The 21,088-nt window shown below is 43.4% G+C and carries 19 protein-coding genes; 12 read left to right on the top strand and 7 right to left on the bottom strand.

Going from position 1 to position 21,088, the window contains the following annotated elements; genetic code table 11:
- Nucleotides 1–51 precede the first annotated feature (51 nt).
- Nucleotides 52–711 carry a ribose-5-phosphate isomerase RpiA gene (rpiA, locus tag B4K26_RS10220; protein WP_296245328.1) on the bottom strand — a complete coding sequence of 220 codons (660 nt, stop codon included), beginning with the start codon at nucleotides 709–711 and terminating at the stop codon, nucleotides 52–54.
- A gap of 379 nt (nucleotides 712–1,090) precedes the next feature.
- Here rpiA and ilvA point away from each other — a divergent pair, with 379 nt between their 5' ends.
- From ilvA to B4K26_RS10185, 7 genes are all read left to right on the top strand, one after another.
- Nucleotides 1,091–2,644: a threonine ammonia-lyase, biosynthetic gene (gene ilvA, locus B4K26_RS10215; protein WP_296245327.1), complete on the top strand. Its 1,554-nt coding sequence runs from the start codon at nucleotides 1,091–1,093 to the stop codon at nucleotides 2,642–2,644.
- A gap of 259 nt (nucleotides 2,645–2,903) precedes the next feature.
- Nucleotides 2,904–3,344, top strand: a complete 441-nt coding sequence (locus tag B4K26_RS10210) for an RNA-binding S4 domain-containing protein (protein WP_296245326.1) — start codon at nucleotides 2,904–2,906, stop codon at nucleotides 3,342–3,344.
- Nucleotides 3,345–3,535: 191 nt separating this feature from the next.
- Nucleotides 3,536–4,033 (top strand): low molecular weight protein-tyrosine-phosphatase, encoded by a 498-nt coding sequence (locus B4K26_RS10205; protein WP_296245325.1) that lies wholly within the window; start codon nucleotides 3,536–3,538, stop codon nucleotides 4,031–4,033.
- 123 nt (nucleotides 4,034–4,156) lie between these two features.
- Entirely contained in the window at nucleotides 4,157–5,302 is a 1,146-nt protein-coding gene (murB, locus tag B4K26_RS10200; protein WP_296245324.1) for a UDP-N-acetylmuramate dehydrogenase, read from the top strand.
- Nucleotides 5,292–6,065, top strand: coding sequence for a YdcF family protein (locus tag B4K26_RS10195; RefSeq protein ID WP_313631290.1), 774 nt, complete (start codon nucleotides 5,292–5,294; stop codon nucleotides 6,063–6,065). Before murB ends, B4K26_RS10195 begins: the two co-directional genes overlap by 11 nt.
- Before the next feature lie 144 nt (nucleotides 6,066–6,209).
- Entirely contained in the window at nucleotides 6,210–6,527 is a 318-nt protein-coding gene (gene ccoS, locus B4K26_RS10190; RefSeq protein WP_296245321.1) for a cbb3-type cytochrome oxidase assembly protein CcoS, read from the top strand.
- Between the two features lie 115 nt (nucleotides 6,528–6,642).
- Complete coding sequence (locus B4K26_RS10185; RefSeq protein WP_296245319.1) at nucleotides 6,643–7,578, top strand: sulfite exporter TauE/SafE family protein; 936 nt, start codon at nucleotides 6,643–6,645, stop codon at nucleotides 7,576–7,578.
- 137 nt (nucleotides 7,579–7,715) lie between these two features.
- On the opposite strand, the gene B4K26_RS10180 is transcribed toward B4K26_RS10185, so the two are convergent.
- On the bottom strand, nucleotides 7,716–8,906 hold the full coding sequence (locus B4K26_RS10180) for a DEAD/DEAH box helicase (protein ID WP_409521381.1): 1,191 nt from the start codon (nucleotides 8,904–8,906) through the stop codon (nucleotides 7,716–7,718).
- A gap of 270 nt (nucleotides 8,907–9,176) precedes the next feature.
- The gene (locus B4K26_RS10175; RefSeq protein ID WP_011513806.1) at nucleotides 9,177–9,392 is read right to left on the bottom strand and encodes a cold-shock protein; all 216 of its coding nucleotides are present in this window, start codon (nucleotides 9,390–9,392) and stop codon (nucleotides 9,177–9,179) included.
- A 515-nt stretch (nucleotides 9,393–9,907) separates the two neighbouring features.
- On the opposite strand from B4K26_RS10175, the gene aroQ reads away from it, so the two are divergent.
- Nucleotides 9,908–10,444 carry a type II 3-dehydroquinate dehydratase gene (gene aroQ / locus B4K26_RS10170; RefSeq protein ID WP_296245317.1) on the top strand — a complete coding sequence of 179 codons (537 nt, stop codon included), beginning with the start codon at nucleotides 9,908–9,910 and terminating at the stop codon, nucleotides 10,442–10,444.
- Nucleotides 10,445–10,616: 172 nt separating this feature from the next.
- Nucleotides 10,617–11,918 carry an ABC1 kinase family protein gene (locus B4K26_RS10165; protein ID WP_296245315.1) on the top strand — a complete coding sequence of 434 codons (1,302 nt, stop codon included), beginning with the start codon at nucleotides 10,617–10,619 and terminating at the stop codon, nucleotides 11,916–11,918.
- Here B4K26_RS10165 and B4K26_RS10160 read toward each other — a convergent pair.
- Nucleotides 11,915–12,745, bottom strand: coding sequence for an ion transporter (locus tag B4K26_RS10160; protein WP_296245314.1), 831 nt, complete (start codon nucleotides 12,743–12,745; stop codon nucleotides 11,915–11,917). The two genes, B4K26_RS10165 and B4K26_RS10160, sit on opposite strands and share 4 nt — an antisense overlap.
- Before the next feature lie 358 nt (nucleotides 12,746–13,103).
- On the opposite strand from B4K26_RS10160, the gene B4K26_RS10155 reads away from it, so the two are divergent.
- Nucleotides 13,104–13,853: a YebC/PmpR family DNA-binding transcriptional regulator gene (locus B4K26_RS10155; RefSeq protein ID WP_296245313.1), complete on the top strand. Its 750-nt coding sequence runs from the start codon at nucleotides 13,104–13,106 to the stop codon at nucleotides 13,851–13,853.
- 97 nt (nucleotides 13,854–13,950) lie between these two features.
- On the opposite strand, the gene B4K26_RS10150 is transcribed toward B4K26_RS10155, so the two are convergent.
- Both B4K26_RS10150 and ftsY read right to left on the bottom strand, forming a co-directional pair.
- Entirely contained in the window at nucleotides 13,951–14,523 is a 573-nt protein-coding gene (locus B4K26_RS10150; RefSeq protein WP_296245312.1) for a methylated-DNA--[protein]-cysteine S-methyltransferase, read from the bottom strand.
- Between the two features lie 57 nt (nucleotides 14,524–14,580).
- Entirely contained in the window at nucleotides 14,581–15,960 is a 1,380-nt protein-coding gene (gene ftsY / locus B4K26_RS10145) for a signal recognition particle-docking protein FtsY (RefSeq protein WP_409521380.1), read from the bottom strand.
- 625 nt (nucleotides 15,961–16,585) lie between these two features.
- On the opposite strand from ftsY, the gene B4K26_RS10140 reads away from it, so the two are divergent.
- Nucleotides 16,586–18,157 (top strand): M16 family metallopeptidase, encoded by a 1,572-nt coding sequence (locus B4K26_RS10140; protein ID WP_296245311.1) that lies wholly within the window; start codon nucleotides 16,586–16,588, stop codon nucleotides 18,155–18,157.
- 156 nt (nucleotides 18,158–18,313) lie between these two features.
- A complete protein-coding gene (locus B4K26_RS10135; RefSeq protein ID WP_296245341.1) occupies nucleotides 18,314–19,759 on the top strand; it encodes a M16 family metallopeptidase in 1,446 nt (481 codons plus the stop codon).
- A gap of 102 nt (nucleotides 19,760–19,861) precedes the next feature.
- On the opposite strand, the gene B4K26_RS10130 is transcribed toward B4K26_RS10135, so the two are convergent.
- Nucleotides 19,862–20,827 (bottom strand): D-Ala-D-Ala carboxypeptidase family metallohydrolase, encoded by a 966-nt coding sequence (locus B4K26_RS10130; RefSeq protein ID WP_296245310.1) that lies wholly within the window; start codon nucleotides 20,825–20,827, stop codon nucleotides 19,862–19,864.
- Nucleotides 20,828–21,088: the final 261 nt, after the last annotated feature.

Below are 21,088 nucleotides of genomic sequence, written 5' to 3'. Positions count from 1 at the left end.
CTTTTTTATTATTTACAACTTTATCTAACACTAAACCCTTTCAATAATCCATTAACGCGTTAAAGTGGTTACGCCATCAATACCCGCTCTGAGCAATACATCGGCCTGATTGGCGGCAAAGATACCGTTACAAACCACACCAACGATATTATTTAATTCTTGCTCAAACGCCAGCGGATTACTGACATCCAAATCATACGTATCTAAAATCACATTACCATAATCGGTGACAAAATCTTCACGATACACCGGCTCACCGCCCAAACGCGCTAATTGTCTTGCTACGTATGAGCGCGCTTGTGGCAGCACTTCAATCGGTACGGGAAATTCGCGCCCCAAGCATTGTACACTTTTGCTTTCATCGACCATGCAGACAAACTTGTTGGAAGCAGCAGCGACAATTTTTTCACGTGTCAGCGCGCCGCCACCACCTTTAATCAATTGCAAATGCTCATTTACTTCATCAGCACCATCGATATAAACATCAAGCTGGCCAGCAAAGTTTAAATCGACTATCTCAATGCCTAGTGCTCGAAGCTTATTTTCTGTGACCTGCGAGCTTGCCACTGCGCCAGCAAGCCTTAACGACGGTAACAACTCGATCAAACAGTTGACCGTACTGCCCGTCCCTACCCCCAGTATCATATCATCTTCGATATAGCGGAGGGCAGCTTTGGCTGCGGCTTGCTTTTGTGCTTGCTGATCACTCATCATAAATCCTTGGAAAAATAAACGTCTTACTCTAAAAGAGCTAAAATGATAAAAGAGGTAAAATGATAAAAGAAATAAAAGGCGCGCTTATTATAACCGATGACTTTAGGCTATGTTAGCGTAAAACCTATTCTAAATACTCATTGAACCCTCTTATAGCGCATACTTACTTTAATGTATTTATAAATGAGCATTTAACCTTTAATAAACTCCCCACAAAATTTGCAATTGTGTCTTGCAAGATAGTAAAAATCAGCATAGGCTAATCTATTTCGTTTTTGTGTTTATCTTTACTGGTTTATTGCTGTTTATTTAACAAACACCAGTTTATAACCATTTACACTTCTTTTATTCATTTTCACTTTGTTTAGGAATCATTATGCTGTCACACTGGGTACGAGCCATCTTGCAAGCCACCGTCTATGACGTCGCCATTCAAACACCACTTGAAGCTGCACCGAAGCTGACCCAACGTTTTGCTAATGATATTCGATTCAAGCGCGAAGATTTGCAACCGGTTAAATCCTTTAAATTGCGCGGTGCTTATAACCGTATTAGCCAATTGAGCGATGCGCAAAAAGCGCGCGGCGTCATTTGTGCCTCGGCCGGTAATCATGCGCAAGGCGTTGCCTACTCTGCCCGTAAGCTTGAGCTGAATAACATCATCGTGATGCCAACCACCACACCGGATATCAAAGTCGATGCCGTACGCGCGCTTGGCGGTAATGTCGATTTGCATGGTGATAGTTTTGATGAAGCAAATCGCTATGCAATCAATCGTGCTGAGACAGAAGGTTTAACCTTTATCCCGCCTTATGATGATGAATTGGTGATTGCAGGGCAAGGGACTATTGGTCTGGAATTGACCCAGCAATGGCGCAACATGGATTACGTCTTCGTTGCCGTAGGCGGTGGTGGTTTGATTTCTGGTGTGGCAGCATTTTTGGGCGAAGTGGCGCCGCATGTCAAAGTCATTGCGGTCGAAGCAGAACAATCAGCATCTCTTAAGGCGGCGCTTGAAGCAAATGAACGGGTCAAACTCAAACAAGTCGGGCTGTTTGTCGATGGTGTCGCCGTGGCCCAAATTGGCGAGCTGCCTTTTGATATCGTTCGAATGCAAAAGAGTGATGCATCAGGCCCTTTAGTCGAGACTGACGTGGTGACCTGCAGCAATGATGAAGTCTGCGCAGCGGTGAAAGATATCTTTGAAGAAAACCGCAGTATCGTTGAACCTGCTGGCGCATTACCAGTTGCTGGAATGAAAAAATACATCGAAACTCATAATCTACAAGGTAAAAACTGTGTTGGTATCATTTGCGGTGCCAATATGAACTTCGACCGTCTGCGTTATATCGCTGAGCGTACGGAGATTGGTGAGAAAAAAGAAGCCATCTTTGGCGTGACCATCCCTGAGCAAACGGGCGCGTTTTTAAACTTTTGCCGCAGTCTACATGGCCGTAATATTACTGAATTTAATTACCGTGCCGATAGCAAAAAATCACCCGACTCTATGGAACCTGCGTCTATTTTCGTCGGTATCGCCTTAAAAGAAGGCGAGAAAGAACGTCAAACGATTAGCAACCAATTGGCAGCCGATGGCTATGAAGCGCATGATTTAACCGATGATGATATCGCCAAATCTCATATTCGTCATTTGATTGGCGGTCATGCCCATGTCGAAAATGAGCAATTATTAAGCGTAGTATTCCCAGAACGTCCGGGCGCTTTATTGACCTTTTTAGAAAAATTGGGAGACGACTTTAATATCACCTTATTCCATTATCGCAATCATGGTGCTGCTGAAGGTCGTGTGTTGGTGGGCTTGCAAGCTTCTGAAGGCAACTCTCGCCTTCTACAAGACGCGCTTCTTGATATCGGCTATGACTGCACCATGCTTAATGACAATATTGGCTATCAGTTATTTTTAAAGTAGGTTTTTAAAAAAACTCTAAAAATAGATTTTAGCAAAAACGATGACAACATAATGACAACATAGGATAAGCGGCTTATTTACCAAAATTGGCCGCTTACTAATATTGAGGATTCTATGGCATATACCGAGGTATCATTGGCTTTAGACTTTTATTTATCCATACAAGCCGCTTTTTAATGACTTTAATCGCTTAGCGCTCTTTTAATTGACAAAAAAATCACCATTATTATCTTAGTTTATTGATATTTATGAGGTTTTGATGAGTAAACATAATAAAAACCACAATCAGCCGAGCCATAGCCAACCAGATACGGTGCGTATGCGGCTTGATAAATGGTTGTGGGCCGCGCGCTTTTATCGCACCCGCACTCTTGCAAAAGAAGCCATCGAAAGCGGTCGCGTCCATTATGCAGGAAGCCGTGTCAAAACCAGTAAGGAGATTGCCGTCGGCGATGAGTTGAGTATTCGCCAAGGCTCAGCCACTGCGATGACTGAAAAAACAGTGATTGTCGAAGCGCTAAGCGCACAACGCGGTAACGCGACGGCCGCCCAAGTTTTATATTCTGAAACTGAAGAAAGTGAAGATCGCCGCGCTTATTATGCCGAGCAGCGCAAACTTGCTAACCTTGCCCGCCCTGATAATAAACCCAATAAAAAAGAGCGTCGTGATTTACAACGCTTTAAAAACAATCAAGACTAGAGGCTGCCAGTAACAGCAGTACTCTATTATTTATTGCCTAGCGTGACCCTATTGTTTACCTCTGCTCTTGCCATTCAAGGTATTAACCGTTACGCTAACCACCAACTAATTTATTCGATAACATGCTAAGCAACCGCATTATCATGCTGGTCTTGACGGCATGTTTTTTTGTTGTGATAAAAGGTCATTATATGCCAATCAAAGCGTCTACTCCTTCCTCTATTCTAGTGGTTTGTTTAGGGAATATTTGCCGTTCCCCAACTGCCGAAGAGATTTTCCGTCAGCAAGCAGCGATTGCAGGGCTGGCGATGAAAGTGGATTCAGCAGGAACGGGAGATTGGCACATTGGTCATGCGCCAGATGAGCGGGCACAGCGCCACGCCAAAGCCCATGGTTACAACATCAATAAGCTGGTCGCGCGTCAAGTGAGCGCTGACGACTTTCGAAATTTCGATTTAATTTTGGCGATGGATGCGCAAAACTTAGCCGATTTGCAAGCTATCAAAGACAGCATCAAGGAGACAGATGGTAAGCTTGCCAAACTGGCATTATTTAGTGAAGAAGACCCAACCTACGGTGGCGATGATGTACCAGACCCTTATCAAGGTGACGCAGATGACTTCGAAGAAGTGATTGAACGAATTGAATCTAGTGCCCAAGCTTGGATTGAAAGCTGGAAAATCGCTTAGCAACTCTCATTGCTTATTCACGTTCAATCATACTTAGCGCTATATTTTTGCTCCCTTTATACCCTGTATCCTTTATAATAAACGCCGTATCGTTTTTTGTTTATTTGCCCCATAGGCTATGTTATGACCTCAGCTTTACGCCATGATTCTAGTGCACAACCTACGACCTTGACTAATCTCGTAAATGACTTACGACAAGTTAAATCGGTTGATTTGTCCCATAATAATACTATGGCGTTGTCATGTATGGCAGATGCGGTCGTAACGCTAACGGATGAGGCGCAACTTGATGCCTTTATGGTAAATTATCTAAAAGAGGCGTCTAATAAGCCGTTATTCGTGCTCTCAGGCGGTAGCAATGTCCTCTTGCCAGCGCACCTAAATGCTATCGTCTTACGGCCACAGATGCGCGGTATCATAATGACCGCGCAAACAGACCGTTATGTCGATATTGAAGTCATGGCAGGTGAAAACTGGCATGACTTGGTGCTGCATACGGTGGCTAAAGGCTGGTATGGGCTTGAAAATCTAGCATTGATTCCGGGTCTGACTGGTGCGGCTCCCGTACAAAACATCGGCGCTTATGGTGTCCAATTAGAAGATTGCCTGCAATACGTACGGGCTTATCACCTGCCAACCCAAACTTGGCATCATCTAACAGCAGCAGACTGCGAATTTGGCTATCGCGACAGTATCTTTAAACGAGCGCCTAATACTTGGCTAATCAGCCGTGTGGGATTTCGCTTACATACCAATGCTACTAAAATTCTCGCCAGCTATGGCGATGTGCAATTGGTCGCCCAACGCTATGCAGAGCAACAAGGACGCTCACAACCCATACCCGCCGACGTCATGCAGGCGATTATAGACATTCGCCAGCAAAAGCTTCCCGACCCTAAAGCGTTACCCAATTGCGGCAGTTTTTTTCAAAACCCTATCATTCCTCAAGCGCAATTTATCGCGCTACAATCGACTCACCCTAGCATCGTTGGCTACCCAGTGCCTGATGCCATGGTTAAGGTTGCTGCTGGTTGGTTAATTGAGCAATCTGGGCTAAAAGGCGGTGGTCTAGCGCCGATTATGACCCATCAGCAGCAAGCGTTAGTACTAACCAATCACAGCCCACATCAAGCAACTCAAGCAGATGTAGCAAAAGCCCAACAGCATATCGCTGACATTGTCTATGAGAAGTTTGCGATTGAATTGGCGCGCGAGCCGGTTTGGGTAAATGCTGACGGCTCTATTGGATTTGATGAGCATGTGGTCTAAGCGATCATGGTCCAAGCGCTTATGGCGCTCTTATTTACGTTCAGCTGAGCGTATGATAAAGCTGTTTCGTATTATTAATGCCACTTTTTTGCTTGGCTCAACGGCCATTATTCTCGTTCTTATCAGTTTATTTACGCCTCTATTTTCGCAAGCGGTAGTGTATATTTTAGGTCATTTACCTTTGCCAAAAATGCCTCCGTCCTCCATGAGCTCTCCGCCGACTGCTTATGTAGTATTAGGCGGCGGTCTGACCAATGACAATAATAATCAAACTATCCTAAATAACTATAGTCTCAATCGCGCCCGTACAGCGGCAACTGCTTATCACGACTTACCGCTTCCTATCGTCCTTAGTGGTGCTGAGGCGCCTTGGCTCGGTCAATGGCTCATCGAACATGGTATTGATGGTTTGATTAGCGAAAACGCCAGTATGAATACCTGTGAAAATGCTCGTTTCACCGCCAAGCGTATTCCTCTGTATCATGTTTATCTTATCACCGATAGCTATCATATGGCGCGAGCAAGAAGGCAGTTTGCTTTAAATGGTATCAATAGTACATCGATTAACGCCCCATTACCGGTCCAGCGCGATTGGATGGAACCAGCTCAGAACTTGAGTCATTCGCGGCGGGCGGTTTATGAAGTTGCAGCTTACTTACGTGATGTGATACGTCCGCAAGCAAACTGTCGTCATGCCAATGATGTGACCTCGCAGCAACTGTTAACCCCAAGAGGCAGTGCCGTCAAAACGCCTACTGAATAAAACCAAACTGAAAACTATCAACCTAACCTTGCTCCATTCACATTATCGTTGATTTAAATACTCTCTTACCTTTGGACCCTATAGACCATCTATGCCACTTCGATGCGTGTATAATATAAGAAACGGCTATTTAAGAGGTTCGCCATGCTCAGTATGTTTTTATTAATTCCCTTAAGCTTAATGCTGTTTGTGGTTGCTATTTGGGCAGTGCGCTATGCGGTCAAATCAAACCAATTTGAAGATTTAGATAACGCCTCACAACGCATTATATTAGATGACCGTCAAGAACGTCGGCAGACGATTCAAGCTCATGAGTCTAACCACAATCCGCCTCAAGCCAGTGATGTGTCAGCGACTGACAAGATCAAAGACAATATGGATAACGGCATTGTTAATAAGATTGATAATGAGCCAACTCATGCAGATACCGTATCGGTTAAACAAACAGATAGCGATGAATAAAGGCACAAAAATGTAGCCTTTACTATCTCACTTATGCGTATTTACCTTATCATTTTGTCGTTAAATAAAATGTTAAGACAAGTTCGCTCTTTTCCAATTTTAGGAGTTACGCCCCATGACCACAGCTTTGCTTGTTGCGGCATTATTTATGGGATTTTTTGGTTCACCGCATTGCTTAGGTATGTGCGGCGGTCTGGTCGCGGCATTCAGTTTATCGATGAAAGATGTGAGCCCCGCTAAACGCCGCGCTTTAATAGCCACTTATCATTTCGGACGTTTAAGCAGTTATGCATTTTTGGGTCTAATCGCTGGGCTGGTTGGTACAACCGTACTTGCACCCTTAATGACCAGCAATAATATACCGCGAATTTTATTGGGCTTGGTATTGGTGTTTGTCGGCGTCACGATGCTGGGCGCCCCATTTTTGGCCAAGCTTGAGCGCGTCGGTATGCGCTTTTGGCAATTTCTCAGTCCACTACGGCAAAAAGTCTTTCCGCTGAATACCTTTCCACGAGCATTAGCAGCAGGTTTATTATGGGGGTTTTTACCTTGCGGTCTGGTTTACGGCGCTCTACTGATTGCCGTTGTCGCTCACAATCCACTGGGTGGCGCGGTATTGATGTTTGTTTTTGGTTTGGGAACGGTACCGATGTTAGTCGCTACCCATGAAACGGTTGGCTGGTTGCGGAAGAACATTGGTCGCATGCGTTTAAGACAAATTAATGGCGCTATCATGGTGATATCTGGCTTAGCGGTCGCTTTTGTTCCTATCGCTATGTCTAGTTTGCATGGTGGGCACGGCGGCGCTGGTCATCAGCACGGACAAATGAATCATGACAGCCACTCTGCTATGATGGCAGATAGCGATGCCTCAGCCCATCATGATATGAGTAATATGAATCACAATATGATGCCTGCTACGAATAGCACGATGGATCATAATATGCAACCTAATGCGGCTCACAGTATGAATCACAATATGAACCATATAGCAGATGAGCAAGAAATGAATAGCCATCATCACGAGGCTATGCCAGAATCTTCTCAATAGCAGTATAAGAATCATTATCAGTCTATAAAAAAAGCCCTTAACATCACGATGATGTTAAGGGCTTCTTTTATGCAGCAATGTTATTAAGCAGCGCTTATTAAGCAATATTTACCAAAACAAGCGTTGCTTTAATAATACTATTCTTGCCATTGCTCAAGGCTAAACTTGGTATCTAGATGCTTCTCTAATGCCGGGATATTAAAGGCATCATCTTCACTAACGAAGCTGATACTGATACCCGTCTGGCCAGCGCGGCCAGTACGACCAATACGGTGAACGTAGTCATCTGGCTGATCTGGCAAAGTATAGTTAACCACATGACTGATATCATCGACATGGATACCGCGCCCCGCCACATCGGTTGCTACCAAGATGGAAGCATGGCCATCTTTAAAGCGTTGTAGATATTTTTCACGCTTTTGTTGAATGACATCACCCGATAACATCACGATTTTATGAGCTTGACGCAGCTTATGATATAGGCGCTTTACTTGGTCTTTACGATTGGCAAAAACGATGACTTTTTCTACCGCCGAATCACTGATGATACGCTGCAATGCTGCTAGTTTTTGATCTTCGGTTAATAGGTAAAAATGCTGATCAACCAGCTCACTGGTTTTATGTTCGGGCTCAATCTCCACAAACTCTGGCTCATGTAACCAGCGATAGGCCAGATTCATCACATCTTGGTTAAAGGTAGCAGAAAACAGCAAGCTTTGACGATCGGTATTGGGCGGCATACGACCGACCAAACGTTTGATATCTGGAATAAAACCCATGTCCAGCATGCGGTCAGCTTCATCTAACACCAATACTTCGACGCGATCTAGATAGACCATGCCTTTGTGCATTAAGTCAATCAAACGACCTGGCGTGGCGATCAAAATATCGACATACTGACGCTCAAGCTCATGCTGCTGGGTTTCATAATTGGTACCACCCATGATACAAACGCTATGCAGTGAAGTATATTTGGTCAGCGCAATGCAATCATCAAATATTTGCTGAGCAAGCTCACGCGTTGGCGCCATCACTACAGCACGTGGCTCCCCCAAATAGCGCTTTTCATCAGCAGCAAAAGGACGCTTGAGTAATGCTTCCATGATAGTCAGTAAAAACGTTGCTGTCTTGCCAGTACCTGTTTGAGCCTGTCCGATAGCATCTTGATTTGCCAGTGTATGAGGTAGTATTTGTGCTTGAATGGGCGTCAGTTCGGTAAATCCCAAATCCTTTACTGCGCGCAAAGTAGCGTCTGATAGCGGCAAATCCGTAAACGTCTTAAAAGTACTCAAAAAAATATCCTTTTGTATAAATCGCTTATCTGTCATTGATAACTTGTCTGTATTAACAAATAAAACGCTCATAACGAGCATTAACTGTATATCTTAATAAAAATCTCGGCTAAGAAAATTATCTCATAATTTGTTATCTTTAATGAGGCAAATCATATAAGCATAAAAAAAGCCAAGCCCAACGCCTAAACTTACCGAATATGCTGCGTTCAACTAAGCATAGGTAAGACAAGACCGGCTTGACTCAGTAGTATATCAGTAGTTTGTACAGACATTATAGCTGAACGGCGCTGATGACTGTAGCGATTACTCTTCTACTTTTCTGACTTCTTCAGCTTGCAGACCTTTATCGCCTTCTACAACGCTAAACTCAACCTTTTCGCCATCTTTTAAAGAGCGATAACCATCACCTTGGATTGCACGGAAATGGACAAAAATATCTTCGCCGCTATCACGTTGAATGAAACCAAAGCCTTTTGAGTCATTAAACCACTTAACGATACCTTGCTCACGAGCTGACATAATATTACTTCCTAAAAAGTTTACTTAACCCCAAATTCCTTTGCGACATTGCATATAAACAGGGTTTAAGATTATGAAATCGAAATGTAAGAGTACTACTCTACATACCATTATCTGAGCATAAAGCGTTTTACTACCCTCTTTATGCTTCAGCGTTTAGTAAATTTACTATGACCGGTATAAACTTATATTAAAGATGCTTTAGGCAGATCAATAATTGGTCTAACTGGGTCTAGCAACAAACAAGTAATATTTGTTGCGTAAAAAATATCATAGCATGGGTTTTTGGCAACATAAAGACTTTTAACACGATTTTTAGTTCTTAAGGGGATTTTTCATGTTATTTTTTATAACGCTACGTCTAAGCTGTTATGATACAGGGCTAAAACGTTTCATATTTAGTGAATTTAATTTCTCAAAAACTCTAAAAAGAGCGTATTTATAATATTATGTCGTTTATCCCTTTTAATGATAAATAGAACAGCCAATTCTCCTTAGTAACGATAGAGCCCATTATGACCGCCACTTCTCAGCCAGCAGCGACAGACAAAGCCTCACAACAAGATAGCCATAAAACTCTGACGCATAAATTATTACTTATTAATGGCGTTAATTTAAATTTACTCGGTAAACGTGAGCCTGAAATCTACGGCCAAACGACACTTGCTGATATTGAGAAAAATTTGATCGAGCACGCCGCCAAATACGGTATCGAGCTGATTTGTACCCAATCAAATCATGAAGGCAAATTGGTCGATGAGATTCAGCATTATGGTCTTTTAGCAGAGACTGCTGCACAAGTAGATGCGATTATTATTAATCCCGCCGCCTTTACTCATACCTCAGTTGCGCTACGCGATGCTCTATTGGCAACACAAAAACCCTTTATAGAGGTGCATTTATCCAATGTTCACGCTCGTGAGCCGTTTCGGCAGCATTCTTATTTAAGCGATGTGGCCGTCGGCGTCATTTGCGGCTTAGGGCATTTGGGTTATCAGATGGCATTGGATTATTTTCTGACCCATACTTATGCTCTAAAATTAGACCACTAATTTAGCTATAATGATCTTTAACCACACAAGGATTATGACAAAATAAATATACGACAAATATCATTAAAGTAGCGGCGGTCAAGCTACTTTTGGCACATTAGTCAAACAGCAATTATATGATTAAAATAATAACATTAGAGCATAAAAAATAACCCACAATATGGTGATATGAATGGCAAAATCGTCCGGAAAACGCTTTATGAAACTCGCTGGCATGACGGCAAGTATTGCCGGAAAAGCTGCTAAAAACTCATTAAAGCATCTCTCAAGTGACGAAGAAAAACGTCTAGAAGCGCGCTCAGCGCTGATGCAAGATGTCGGTGTGCAAATAGCCGAAACACTTGGTGAAATGAAAGGCGCGGTGATGAAAGTGGGCCAAATCGCCTCGCAATATAAAGACGTGTTTCCACCTGAGGTTGCTACTGCTTTAGAAAAATTGCAAAAAGATGCGCCGCCGATGCCTTATGCCCAGATACGTACTCAAGTTGAGCGCGAGCTAAAAGCACCGATTGCTGATCTATTTACTGAATTTGAAGAAGCACCATTTGCTGCCGCGTCAATCGGTCAAGTACATAGAGCCATTTTACCATCTGGCCAAAGAGTAGTAGTAAAGGTGCAATATCCTGATGTCGATGAAAACTGTGATAGCGACCTAAAACAAGTTCGGATGGCGTTGAAAATAGCCGGCGTTCTCAATATGAGTAAGCAATTACAAGAACAGTTGTTTAATGAGATTCGTCAAAGTCTGCATGACGAGCTAGACTATATTAAAGAAGCACACAACCTACAAGTATTTGGCGCCTTTCATGCCGATGATGAGGGCCTTATTATTCCTAAAGTGATCAGTAGCCACTCTTCCAAGCGGATTTTAACCTTGACTGAAGAGATGGGTGAGCCGCTAGCGGTCGCCGCGACTTGGGACAATGACATTAAGCAAAAAATCGCCAAGCGCCTGTTTCATTTTAGCGCCGGACAGCTATTTGGTTTATACCGCATGCACTGTGATCCCCACCCCGGCAACTTTGCTTTCCGCTCCGATGGCAGCGTCGTCGCTTATGATTTTGGCGGCATTCGCAGTTATAGCGATAGCGAAGTACAGTTATTTCGTCGTTTTGCCAGACACGCTTTGAAGGGCGATGTGACCGCGCTTGAGCAAGACTTGATTGCCCTTGATATTCGCCGCGATGACAATAAGGTCGTGCCAGGCGAGTTTTATGAAAAATGGTTAGAAATTGGCCTTAAACCCTTATCAATAGAACCTTATCAAGAAGGCCCTTTTGACTTTGGTAGCAGTCAAACCCATCATGAAGTTATCGCCCAAATGCGTACCTCATTGAAGTATTTTGGGCAATTCCAACCATCAGCGACGACGATGATGCTCGACCGAACGATTTCGGGTCAGTATTGGAATTTAGTCAATCTAGGCGTGATCATTGATTTATCACCGCTGGTTTCTGAATATATAGAATACTAAACATGCAATGCGTGGCCGCAGCGATCACAGAAATCCGCGCCTACCGCATGACCAAATTTTCCACAGTTTGGACAAGCAATGGGGTTTAACTGTGGGCGCATATTACGCGCCAGCTCAGCGGTAAAAATACCCGTCGGTACGGCAATAATTGCATAACCAGTAATCATTACCATTGATGCTATCGCTTGCCCGATCGGCGTTTTGGGTGACATATCGCCATAGCCGGTGGTTGTGACCGTGACCACCGCCCAATAAATAGAAATGGGAATACTAGTAAAACCATTTTCTGGCCCTTCCACCACGTAGACAACCGAGCCAAAAATAGTCACGAGCAATACGAGTGATAAGAAAAATACCGTGATTTTCTGTTGGCTGGTTTTAAGCGCTGAAGCAAGAAAACCCGCTTGCTGCATGTAAGTATTGAGCTTGAGAACCCGAAACACCCGTAAGATACGTAGTATGCGAATCACGAGCAAATACTGGACGCCGCCAAACACGAGGCTTAAGTAGCTTGGCAATACTGACAATAAATCCACTATGCCAAAGAAACTAAAAGCATAGCGAAATCGATTGGGAGCTGAGAATAACCTCAGGACATATTCAATCGTAAACAAAATAGTAAAAAACCATTCTGCATAACGAAACAACGTACCATATTGCAATCGCATATATAGCACACTATCGAGCATGACGACGGCGACACTGGCCAAAATCGCAATCAACAACACAATATCAAACAGCTTACCCAAACGGGTGTCGGTGCCTTCGATAATAATGTGAATGCGGTTACGCAAATGAGTAATGGCTTCGGCGGTAGGTTGCTTCATAGAGTCAATAACGTCACAAAATCAATGGTCATATAAAACCGAACGCTTTAAGCTGACATGGTCAAGCTAAGGTTGGTCAAAATGCGCTAAAGTGGTTTATAATATTGCAAATATTGTTGATATCGACCGTCATCATCAGAATTGACAGTGGGTCAAAAGATAGAAAATAGCAGTGTAGCAAAAAAGTGCGCCAAACAACATACAAATCGTTGGCTTGCTGATAGGTCTATTACACTGCATTAACAGCTCAATCATATAATAAGCATACCGCGTCAGGTATAAAAAGTTGTTACTGGGATACGATTGAACAACTTTATTATTCGCACTATAAATAACCCGTAAAACGTAAGGACGTCATATGGCAGGCCATTCAAAATGGGCAAATATCAAACACCGTAAAGCCCGTCAGGATGCGGTAAAAGGTAAAATATTCACCAAAATTATTCGTGAAATTGTTTCTGCTGCCAAGCAAGGTGACCCCGACCCTGATAAAAACCCGCGCTTGCGTGCAGTTATCGAAAAAGCACTGTCAGTTAATATGACACGAGATACTATTAACCGCGCGGTAGCTCGTGGAACTGGCAGCGATGACAATGACAATATGGATGAGGTCAGCTACGAAGGCTATGGTGTCGGCGGCGTTGCGGTATTGGTAGAAACCATGACAGACAACCTTAATCGAACGGTCAGTGAAGTGCGCCATGCCTTTACCAAAAATGAAGGCAATCTTGGTACTTCAGGCTCAGTTTCTTATTTATTCACCAAGCGCGGTGAAATCGTTTTTAACGATGTCAGCTTAGAAGAAGAAGTCATGCTCGCCGCCTTGGACGCTGGGGCACTTGATATCGAAAACGATGGCGAATCGCTACTGGTTATTACTGAATGGGAAAGTTTCGGTCAAGTAAAAGATGCACTCAATGCAGCAGGGCTTGTCTCGGACAATGCCGAAGTTACCATGGCAGCCGCTACGAGCGCTGAGATTGACAACATTGATGATGCCCTAAAGGTAATGAAAATGATTGATATGCTAGAAGACATCGACGATGTTCAAGAAGTCTATAGCAATGTGAACTTCACAGATGAAGTTATGGCGCAGCTTGAGCAGTAAATTTTATTGCTCATATTTTTTGCTTATACAAAAAAGAAGCCAAACGCTTAAAACGTTTGGCTTCTTCGTTTTTAACTATAATAAACAAGAAACTCACTTACGTTTTGCAGGTAATACCTTCAATCGCGAGTAGATACTCTTTCTTGTCTAAGCCGCCAGTATAACCGCCCAACTTACCATCGCTCGCAATAACACGGTGGCAAGGAATGATGATGCTAAAGGGGTTTTTGCCATTAGCATTGGCGACGGCGCGAAAGCCTTTAGGATTACCAACACGCTGAGCGAGCATGGCATAACTAATCGTTTCGCCATGCGGTATCTGTTGTAGCTGTTGCCAGACGCTTTGCTGAAAATTAGTGCCTAAGCTTATATCTAACGGTAAATCAAATGCTTGACGCTCACCTTTAAAATAGGATACTAATTGCTCAAGCGCTTCTAAAAGTAGCGCCTCAGCAGGCTCGCTTTTGCTTAGGTTATTTTGAGCGATAAAGGTAAAATCTTCATCAACAAGCCCATAATGCTTTTTAAGCTTGGGAATGGATTTTGAGCTGTGCCAAGAATCGCCCACCTGCAGCCAATTAACTTCGACTAGCTTAGGGCTGCTATGCTCATGCGTACTAGCAATCAATGCTAACTGATGCGATTCAACGGCTACTATGGTGACTATCATGACTCTGCCCTCTAAACACTCATATTTTTGACATTTATTGAAAAAATCTAGCAAGTGCTATTCTTTATCATCGGTCTCAAATAAGGCGGCGACGAACTGTTTTGGACTAAAGGCACGCAAATCATCAATCGACTCACCAACCCCGATATAACGAATAGGCACATCAGTGGTTTCAGCGATATTGAATACCACACCACCTTTTGCCGTACCGTCTAGCTTGGTAATGGTAATACCAGTCAATGGTACGACTTCATTAAATAACTCAACCTGATTGATGGCGTTTTGACCCGTGCCAGCGTCGAGGACAATCATGCCTTCATGCGGCGCGCTTGGATCAGCTTTACGCATGACGCGAACGACTTTTTCAAGCTCCGCCATCAAGTGGGTTTTATTCTGCAAGCGCCCTGCCGTATCAGCGATTAATACATCGATATTTTTTGCTTTAGCAGACTGCATCGCATCAAAGATGACAGAGGCGCTATCAGAGCCATGACCTTGAGCAACGACAGGAATGTGATTGCGCTCACCCCAGATTTGTAGCTGTTCAGTGGCAGCGGCACGGAACGTATCGCCAGCCGCCAGCATGACGGATTTGCCTTCACCTTGTAGGCGCTTAGCGAGTTTACCAATCGTGGTGGTTTTACCGACGCCATTGACGCCCACAACTAAAATAACGAAAGGCTTCTTGCTGCTATCAATCACCAGTGGTGCCACTTTTGGCGTTAAGATATCGACCAGCTCAGTTTGCAGCGCTTTATATAATGAATGGGCATAAATCAAATCGCCGCGGGCGGTTTGTTCAGTCAGGCTCTTAATAATACGATTGGTAGCATTGACACCGATATCAGCGACCAATAGCTGGTCTTCCACTTCTTCTAGGAGCTCATCGTCAATCTCTTTGCCACCGATAAGAATACTGACCATCCCTTCGGCAAGATTTTTACGTGACTTACTCAGCCCCGTCTTCATACGATTAAACCAGCTGCCTTTTTTCTTATTATCCTCAGTCTGTTCTGACGCTGGCGACTCTTCTAGCTGCGGTGATTCGATTTGCGTATTTGTTGATGCTTTTGTCTCTCTAGTGGTAAAGGAAACGCTCGCACTATCGCCTAAATGAGCTTGCAAAGGCATCGTAGGAATTGTCGTTGTAAACGAAGATGAAGCAGCGTTTGGTTTAGCGGTACTTGCAGTGCTTTCTGAGCTATTTTTTACCGTACTTTCTAAAGTATTTGCCGCTGGGCTTTGTTTTTCTGTCTCAATAGTCGGCGTCACTAATGGTAAGTCTGCTGCATCGGTAAGTGAAGTATCTTCAGACTCATCGATGATGGGCACGGATTGCGCTGACAGACTGGGTAAGGTAATATCATCGTCATCCAAATCATCAAGACCGCCGTCGAGGTTGATGATCACACGATTGCTGTTATTGGGATTATTCATAAGCTTGCCCTAAAAGTTATCATTATCAGTAGTTTTTAAAATGACGTGCCGCCCGCTTTTGATAATTAACGGACGATTATTTTTAGCCTAGTTTAGCATAATTCAAGCGGCGCTTAGCCTTTAGCATCGTAGAGCATGGTTAAATTATAAAAACCCATAAATTTATAATAAAAGCGTTTAGTAATTAAGAATAATCTTCCTAATGATAGGTTTATGAATCCTATAACTATCTAAGCAAGTTTCGCTTAAGGTTTGGACACAAAAATCTGACCTTTAATAAGCCAAACTTCGCCTACCCTTAGCATGATTATGCCACCCTATTTCGTTTACTTTACTTGGCCACTTATATTGGAAATGACCTATGTTATCACTATCGAACCATTATAAAAAAATGACCCAAATGGGCGCCGCCTTGCTTTTTACTATTATCGCGTTGTCCTCAACTGGCTGTAGCACTACACAAGAATTTAAGCCGACTGCTAGCGTGATGGTTGGAGCACACAAGTCTTTATAATGGCGTTATGTTTATCATAAATAGGTATATTCATCTAAGCATAAACATGCACCATTCTCATTTTATCACTCAGTCACTTATCAGCTACCTTTTATATAAGTAGAACCTATCATGTCTTCATCTCTGTCTTTCCCATCATCTGCTAACACTTTACGCCTTGCCTGCGCCTTAGCCATGGCAACTACCCTTACTGCTTGCCAAACTAGTGCTATTTCTTCGATGAATGAGGTTGTTACGAATAAAAACACCACCTCAACAGGCTTGGTCAAAAAAAACCAAACAGTTAAAGACGCTGAGCAATCGTCAGCGCTAGCGATGGATATGTCTGGCCGCCACGAATACCAGCTCGAAAATGGTCTAAAGATAGTGGTCAAAGAAGACCACCGCGCACCTGTGGTCATGACTCAGATTTGGTATCGCGTTGGGTCCGCCGATGAGCCAGTCGATAAAGGCGGCATATCTCATGTGCTTGAGCATATGATGTTTAAAGGCACTACTGACGTGTCAAGTGACGATTTCGAACGTTTGATTGCCAAATTTGGTGGCGTTAACAATGCCTTTACCAGTTACGACTACACTGGTTATTACGAGCTATTCCCAGCCAACCGCTTGTCGTTAGCTCTAGAACTAGAAGCGGATCGCATGAAAAATTTGGTTTTTGATGACAAAGCATTTGCAAAAGAGCACCAAGTGGTGATGGAAGAGCGTCGTCAGCGTACGGATGACAATCCGCTTGCCAAAGCTTATGAATCATTTCGGCTACTAGCATTGCCAAACAGTCCAAAAGGCGAATCGGTCATCGGACCCATGGACGAGCTTAAATCAATCACCCTTAACGATTTAAAAGACTGGTATAAAATATGGTACGCAACCAATAATGCGACGTTGGTTATCGTCGGCGATGTCGAACCAACCGAAGTACTGGCACAGGTCAAACGCTATTTTGGTGAGCTAAAACCGAGCGCGCTACCTAAGCGCCCTGCGGTCACGCAAAAGGGTTTTCGTGGTTATCAACAGGTAGAATCTGAACAAGCAGTACAAGTACCCGTTTTATTAATGGGTTATAACGTACCAAGTCTGGTAACAGCAGGCGCTAATAATGAAAAGCAAGCTTATGCGCTATCGCTTGCGCAAGATGTATTGGATGGTGGTCTATCAGCACGTCTTGAGACCAGGTTGGTGCGCGAGCAAGGACTGCTTACCACAGTTGGTACGTCTTATGATTTGCTAGATCGCGGCGATGGGCTATTTTTGATACAAGCAACCCCGCGCGAAGGCGTCAGTTTAGCGCAGGCACAACAAGCCATTATCAATGAGATTAATAAGCTATCGACCGACCCGATTGCTGCCGATGAAATCGAGCGCGCCAAAACCAACACTGTCACTGGCTTGGTGTATGCACTAGACAGTATGGAAGGTCAGGCGCGTATGATTGGCTCACTGCAATCTATCGGTCTTGATGACAGGCTACTGGCCAAATTGCCAACCAAGCTTGATAGTGTCAAGATTGCAGATATCCAAGCAGCAAGCAAAAAGTATTTGATCAAAGATAATTTAACGGTCATGCATATCATTCCCCCTAAAGAGCCTACCAATAAAGATAAAGCTAGCCAAAATAAGATGATCAAAGATACCAATAGTAAAAATACCGCTAATAAAGACACGGTAGACAAAGCTAAATAATATCAACCTGCTATCCATTATTTTGGTAGAAACCTAATCTTAAAGACTTTTAATAAGAAGAAAGACATGACTCAAACACCTTTTCTTAAGAAAATCAAATTTACATCTCATTTTAATCAGCTGCCTTACTTGAGTGCTTGTGCATTCTTTGGGATGATGAGCTTGACCACTATTGCGCAGGCAGATATGGCAGGTGGCGAAGATACTCGCACGCCAGCAGCCGCAGTTGATACTAGCGCGCCTATTGCTGCTCTCTCTAAACTAAGTAGCCTTGACGATACCAAACCTCTACAAGTCACGGTTCCAAAGATTCAGTCGTTTAAGACCAAAGCTAGTATTCCTGTGCTTTTTGGGCCGACAACTACTTTGCCTATCGTCGATATTGATTTGCGCTTTAATGCCGGTAGCGCGCGTGATGGCAGTATCAGTCAGTCAGTCTTTGGCATTGCTAATATGACCGCGACGATGCTTGAACAAGGCTCTAAGCGCTTAGATGAAAATGAATTTACGCGGGCAGTAGAAACCTTGGGAATTAATCTAGGTAGTAGCGCCTATAAAGACATGTTTATTGTCTCGTTGCGCAGTTTGTCTGACGACAAACACCTACTGCCTGCCGTTGATTTAATGACACAAATGCTCATTGAGCCACGCTTTGATGAGCAAATTTTAGCCCGCAACAAAGCTCGCTTACTGGTCGGTTTACAGCAGCAAAAACAAGACCCAGGCAGTCTTGCCAGTATCGCTTTTAGTAAAGCCCTCTATGGCGACCACCCTTATGCGCATCCATCGGTTGGAACGCTAGAAACGGTACCAAATATCGAAAGACAACAGCTGATCGACTTTAAAAATCGCTATTTAGTCGCCGCCAATGCGTCGCTTGCTATGACGGGCAACTTAACTTTAGAACAAGCCAAAAAATTGGCTGAAGACATAACGGCAGAGTTACCCCTCGGTAAAGCTGCATCTGCCCTGCCCGAACCAAAACCATTAATCCAACCTCAGCATATCCATATCCCGTTTCCTAGCACCCAAACCACGGTATTAATGGGACAACTGGGCGAAAAGCGCGCGACAGACCCGCAAGCACAGCAAGAGCAAACCAACTTTGCCGTCGGTAACGAAGTGCTAGCAGGGGGCGATTTTAACGCCCGACTGATGACCGAAGTCAGAAAAAATCTTGGCTATACCTATGGTATTTCAGGCTCGATGAATCCGATGCTGGCGCGCGGACCTTATCAGATTGGTTTCTCTACTCGTAATGACAAAGCGCGAGCGGCAATTGACGCTAGTTTAGAAGTTATTAATGAAACGTTAGATAAAGGCATCACTAGCGATGAGATGAAATTGACCACGGATAATTTAAAAAACAGTTTCCCAATGGGATTTGCCAGTAATGCTGGAATAAACGGTCTGCTCGGAATGATGAGTTTTTATCAGCTACCTACTAGCTACCTGACCAACTATGTCAATCGTATCGAACAGGTTAAACTGTCAGAGGTCAACCAAACCCTGCGCGACACTCTAAAGCCTGATAACTTTTTAATCGTAACTGTCGGTGAGGTTAACCCTTGGGACGAGAAGAAACCTAAGAAAAAGTCGTAGAACCCATTGCTTATTTTTGCAGACGCTTAAAAAAATAGCTCGATAAAAAAGCTCAACCAGTAAAATTATTGGCTGAGCTTTTTTTAAGTTATTTTATAGCCCCTAATAACGGCAGGCAGAGCTACTACTGGCATGATTAAAGCCCCATTTTCGATAACCATCGGTATCTAAATGGATAGCGCCGGTAGAATATAACCCTAAACCAAATTTATGAGACTGACCTTGATATTGCCAAAACTCGCACAAACCGTCTTGCATGCGACTTAGCTGCCATAAATTGCCTTCATATTCAGGGACCCAAATATCCATTGCGCCTGCGGTCATATGCTTACTAGCACTCGCTCCGCCTGCGCAGTTATTTAATCCCGGACTACGATATACTGATCGTATCTCGGTACTGGCAGGTAAAATACCTTGACTTTTTAGCTGACTATAAAGCTGCAAAGTCGGTACCATATTTGCCCAAAGTTCCTGCGGCGGTAGCTGATAAGGCTCATAACCACATTTATCCCAACTACGAGCGGTCGTCAGCAGCTGCGATAAGGGCGGTACATTTCTTGCGCCGACGCGTGAGCTTAAATAGCGTTGATAATTGGCCACTTGGCTTGCGCGGTAGCTATTACTATTTAACCATACATTAAAATCCATACTGGTAAAATCGTTATAATTACTATTCCCAAGGTTATTATTTCCAGTGCTATAAGTAGTGTTATAACGCGGCGCACCTTTATTGGTAATAACGCGTTTGCTCTCTTCTATCGATACTCCACTATCGAAATTAAATTCACGCTGTTTTTGTTGAATGAGCCCTTGCATACTATCACCACCGAGCGCATTTGACCGACTAGTTCCCTCACTTAGTATGGTCGCACCGCCGCTATAGCTCTTAGCAGGTGTGATATAGGCATTGCTGCTATCGTTTGCACTACTACCATGACGTATTTGGATGCGACGCTCACTATTATCACTTATAATAGCAGCATATACAGAGATACTGCTGACACAAATACCTAGGGCAATAATAGGCTTATAAATTTGCCTATAAAAAGATTTTTTTGTCTTGATCATTATAAGAAGCTACCGCTAAAAACGTTTTATCGATACTATCAAATTTTAAGCAAGCAGGCTAAACTATCGCCACGAATCAGCGGTCACCTGTCGGTTATTAACACTTATCCTTATAATGTTTATATTGACGTTACTTTATTACTGAAAAGTTGCTCAGTTCATTATCAGATTCGTTTTTTAGGGACCAAATCCATGCTTATCTTCACTGATTGCTTACTTATTGTTTGTTAAAGCAGACTTCCTTTTCACGCTCATTGTCAG

This window comes from Psychrobacter sp. UBA6766, assembly GCF_002453355.1.
GTDB lineage: Bacteria > Pseudomonadota > Gammaproteobacteria > Pseudomonadales > Moraxellaceae > Psychrobacter.
The sequence above is the reverse complement of the archived record's forward strand: the minus strand, read 5'-3'. Positions and strand labels throughout refer to the sequence as shown.